This is a genomic window from Nocardioides sp., assembly GCF_035429765.1.
Taxonomy (GTDB): Bacteria; Actinomycetota; Actinomycetes; order Propionibacteriales; family Nocardioidaceae; genus Nocardioides.
Genome location: NZ_DAOMFK010000237.1, coordinates 1 through 4,249 on the forward strand (window position 1 = coordinate 1; position 4,249 = coordinate 4,249).

General features: G+C 74.8%; 1 protein-coding gene and 1 pseudogene. Both read right to left on the reverse strand.

The annotated features are described in order from the left end of the window. Positions 1 to 3,923, reverse strand: a 3,923-nt coding sequence (locus tag PLP61_RS15285) for an alpha-(1->3)-arabinofuranosyltransferase domain-containing protein (RefSeq protein WP_324503618.1), incomplete at its 3' end; no start/stop codon positions are given. Next, positions 3,920 to 4,249 (reverse strand): annotated as a pseudogene (locus PLP61_RS15290) (SAM-dependent methyltransferase); the annotation flags it as partial. The pseudogene PLP61_RS15290 and the gene PLP61_RS15285, both read right to left, overlap by 4 nt.

Sequence of the window (4,249 nt, forward strand, 5' to 3'; positions counted from 1 at the left end):
AGTGAGGCGCCCAGCAGGGCGGCCTCGCCGACCACCGGCCACCCGCAGAACCGGGGCAGCATCAGCCCGGCGGCGGCACCCCCGCCAAGCACGACCAGGCCAGGCACCCCGGCCAGCAGCCCACCGGCCGCCACGACGAGCACCAGGTCCAGCACACCGGGCCGACCCGGCTGGGCCGGCGGCAGCACGGAGCGACGGGCCGGCCAGGCGGCCGCCAGCACCGTCAGCAGCGCGAGCCCCGCGCCCAGCAGGAGCGCGAGACGGAACCGGCCCGCCGGCTCGAAGTCGAGGGAGACCCGCCCGGCGGCGCCCGCGGGGACGATCCACCCCTGCTTCCAGCCGTCGACCCGCTGCTGGCGGAGCGACTCCCCGTCCAGAGTGGCCGTCCAGCCGGCGTTGAGGTTCTGGGGCAGGGTGAGCAACCGGGGCTGCGCGCTCGGGCTCAGGGTCAGCCCGGTGGGCGCCAGGGTCTCGTCTCGGGCGACCGCCACCGGCGTGGGACCGGTGCGGGCGAGCTGCGGACCGCGCAGCGCGAGTCCGTCCAGCCGGACGAGACCGGACGCCCGGGCCAGCAGCGTGTTCTCGCCCTGCCGCAGCTCGAGGCGGGGGCCGGCCGCCCGGGAGCCGGGGGTGCGGCAGAGCTGGACCGGCACCCGCTCCCCGCGGATGAGCTCCTGCGCTGTCGCCGTCACCCGGGTCTCGAGCAGCGCTCCGTCCAGCGACACCGACGGCCCCGAGCCGCAGGGGAGCTCCAGGGTCCGGCCCGCCCAGCCGGTCGGGGACCGTCCGTTCACCCTGAGATCGCTGACGCCGGGTGGCAGCTGGACGAAGCTCTGACCCTGAACCGAGAACGCCGGCCGGCTCTGCAGGATCTGGATCCGGAAGCTCCGGGCCCGCGGCCCCGCCAGGGCCGCCTCACCGGACGCGTCGAGGGTGACCGTCTGCGCCCAGCTGCCGTGGGTGACGCGCACCGTCGACGGCGCCGCGGCCGCGGCACCCGGGTTGACCCGGAGCCGGAGGGACTGCAGCGTCTCGGGCTCGGCGAGGGTCACTCGGAAACGGGGGGCTCCGGGCGCCACCCAGGTCGTGGCCTCGTCGTCATCGACGATCGCCACGGCGCTGGAGGCGACGTCCCCGTGGGGCGAGGCCTCCGCGTCGACGGAGATCCCCTCGCGGGCCAGCAGCGCAGCCCCCGCGCTGGGGGTCCGCCGCAGCGACCCGGTAAGCACCGGCTCGAAGTCCTCGGCGTAGGGCAGCGTGAACCGGCGTGCCAGGGTGTCGCCGTCCTCCCCCTCGGTGACCAGGGCGTCGTTGCAGACGAACGCAGGCACGACCAGCACGCAGGCGGCCGGCTCCTGGTCCCTGCTGAGGGCGACCCCGTCGACCCGGGCCCCGGGGGTGACCGCCGGGAGGGTGAGGTAGCGCTGCGTGCGCAGCACGGGCGAGGAGACCTCGCTGAGGGCCAGCGGCCCGGGGGCGGCGAGCGGCTCCCCGACGGCGGTGACCCGCAGGTAGGGCCCGGCGGCGAGGCCCACGGCGTACTCCCCCGTCTCCCCCGGCTCCGGGGCGGCCACGTCGACGCTGTCGCGTCCCGTGCTGATCCGCAGCCGCGACACCGGAGCGGAGTCGGGGGACAGGGTCACGGCCACCTGCCCCACCGGCTCCGGGGTGCGCAGGTCCGCCTGCCACCACTGGCCGACCGGCTGCTGGTCGCTCGCCGACAGCCAGCGGGTGGACGGGTCCCCGTCCAGCGCGGCCCCGGGGTGGGTGCCACGCTGGATGGGGACCGGCGCGTCGGCGTAGGACTGCGCCGTCGAGCCCAGCACCCGGCTGACCGTGCCGGTCCACGTCTCGGTCGTCTCCCAGCGGTCCTGGTCCTCACCCAGCCGGTGCCGGTGCTCGGGGCCCCCGAGTCGGAAGGGGTCCCCAGCGGGCAGGGTCTGGGACTCGTTGTCCCGCACCCGAGCGAAGTTCTTCTCCCGTCGGCGCAGGCCGTCGGTCAGCAGGACGGCCGGGTACTCGTCGACAGGGGCGTCCTGCGCCAGTGGACGAGGCGCGTCGCCAAAGTCACCCGTCGCCACCTCGCTGCCGCTCCCAGGGTCACCGGCGAGGGCCTGCGGCAGGGGCTGGACGGTCGCGGGGGCGGCCCCGGCGACGTCGTACACCTGCACCGACGGCACCCGGGTGCTCGCACCGTCCCCGGTGACCAGCCGGGTGCCGGAGTCGGGGTCGAACAGGTACGGCGCACTCCCGACCATCGGTCCGAACGACCGGGCCAGCGTGAGACCCGGTGAGTCCTCCAGGACGCGGTGCAGGCCGACCGGGTCGGGGGTGGCCGTCTGGAACCGGTCCAGGTCGTTGCGTACCACGAGCCGGCCGATGCCGTTGGCAGCCAGGAACGGCGCCAGCTGCGGGTTCGGGCGGCCGGACTCGAGCACGGCGGTCACGGCGTCGAGGAGCGCCACGTTGCCCGGCTGGGCCAGTGGGATCACGTTGCGTACCGCCCAGGGGCTCCTCGCGAGCCCCTGCATCACGTCGTCGTGGGTGTTGCCCCACGTGTAGACCCCGAACCCGGACGCCGGGACGAGCAGGGCGACGGTCCCGTCGTCGGTCGCCTCGAGGTAGGACGCGACCGCGGGCCAGTAGTCGGGCACGGCGCGAACCCCGTCGCGGGGGGCGATCTGGTTGTTCAGCCACGGCAGGGCCAGGGCGAGCAGCACCAGGCCGGTCACCACCCGGGTCAGCAGCACCGTGCGCCGCCCGTGCACCCCGGAGAAGAGGGACGGAAGCGAGGCGAGCGCGTGCGCCATGCCCAGCACCAGGGGCAGCCGCAGCACCACGTCGTACTTGTGCAGGTTGCGGAACGGCGCCAGCGCCTGGTCCAGGGCCTCCAGGCGGGCCTGGGCGAGGAACCCCGCCAGGTCGCCGGCGTACCCGAGCCCGACGAGGGTGGCCCCGGTCAGCAGCCCGAGCGTCAGGAACCGCTGGTGCGGGTTGCCGCGCAGGGCGATGCCGGCGAGGCCGAGCGCGGCGACGGCGGCGGCGTCGAGCAGCAGGAACGGCGTGGTGACCAGGACGTTCCCGGCGGTGTAGTCGAAGCCGGCGAAGTAGGCGACCCAGTCCGAGGTGCCCAGGAGCGTCTTGGTGAGGTCGGTGGGCAGCGTGGTGATCGTGGCGTTCTCGATGTAGTCGAGGAACGGGGGGCTGTACCGGCCCATGATCAGCAGCGGCCCCCACCACCAGAACGTGGCCAGGCCGGTGAAGAGCGTCCACCACCCCAGCAAGGGCCATCGGCGCGGCCCCGGGGCCCGGGTGAGGATCCAGATGACCCCGAGCGGCAGCACCGCCGACACCGCGATCGCGTTGACCCCGCCGCAGGTGGCGACGACCAGCGCGCTGACCGCGGCGGCCCGCCGGGTCGAGCCGCGCTGGGTGGCGCCCACCAGCGGAAGCAGGACCCACGGCGCGAGGGCCATCGGCCACACCTCCACCGAGGTGGCGCCGATGAGGGTGGTCAGCCGAGGAGTCAGGACGTAGGCGAAGCCGGCCGCCACCTGCGCCCACGGGGTTCCCAGGCCCAGCCGCTGCGCGAGCCGCACCACCCCGAAGAAGGCCAGGCACAGCAGCAGCGACCACCACAGACGCTGCACGGCCCACTCCGGGAAGTGCACCAGGTGCCCGAGGAGGAAGAAGGGTCCCATCGGCCACAGGTAGCCGTAGGCCTGGTTCTGGATCTGCCCGAAGGCCGCCACCGGGTCCCAGAGCTCCAGCGCCTTGGCCAGGAACCGCCCGGGGGCGGTGACCAGGTCGAACTTGCTGTCGGCCACCATGAGCCCGCCGGACTGCGAGAAGGCCATCGCCACGAGGATCGCGGCGTACCCGGCCATCCGCAGCGGCGCGGTGGCCGACCTGCGGATGGTCACTTCTTCTGCAGGACGATCACGAGGTTCCACGTGGCCACCTCCCTCAGGCCAGGGACACGCAGCAGCGCGTAGCTCCAGCGAGGGTGGTAGCGCGGCAGGACCTCGCGGACGGTGGCCGCCTGCTGCCGGGACGCCCAGTCCAGGCCGTCGCGGACCGTGACGGCGAACAGGGACTGGCCGTACCTGTTCTTCGGCTCCCGCCCGTACCGGCGTCGGTAGCGCCGGCGGGCACGGGCCCCGCCGAGGGAGTGCCACGGAGACGTATCGTGGCCGCCCCAGGGGCCGGACCAGACGGGGTGGGAGAGGAAGAAGATGCCAACGGGCCG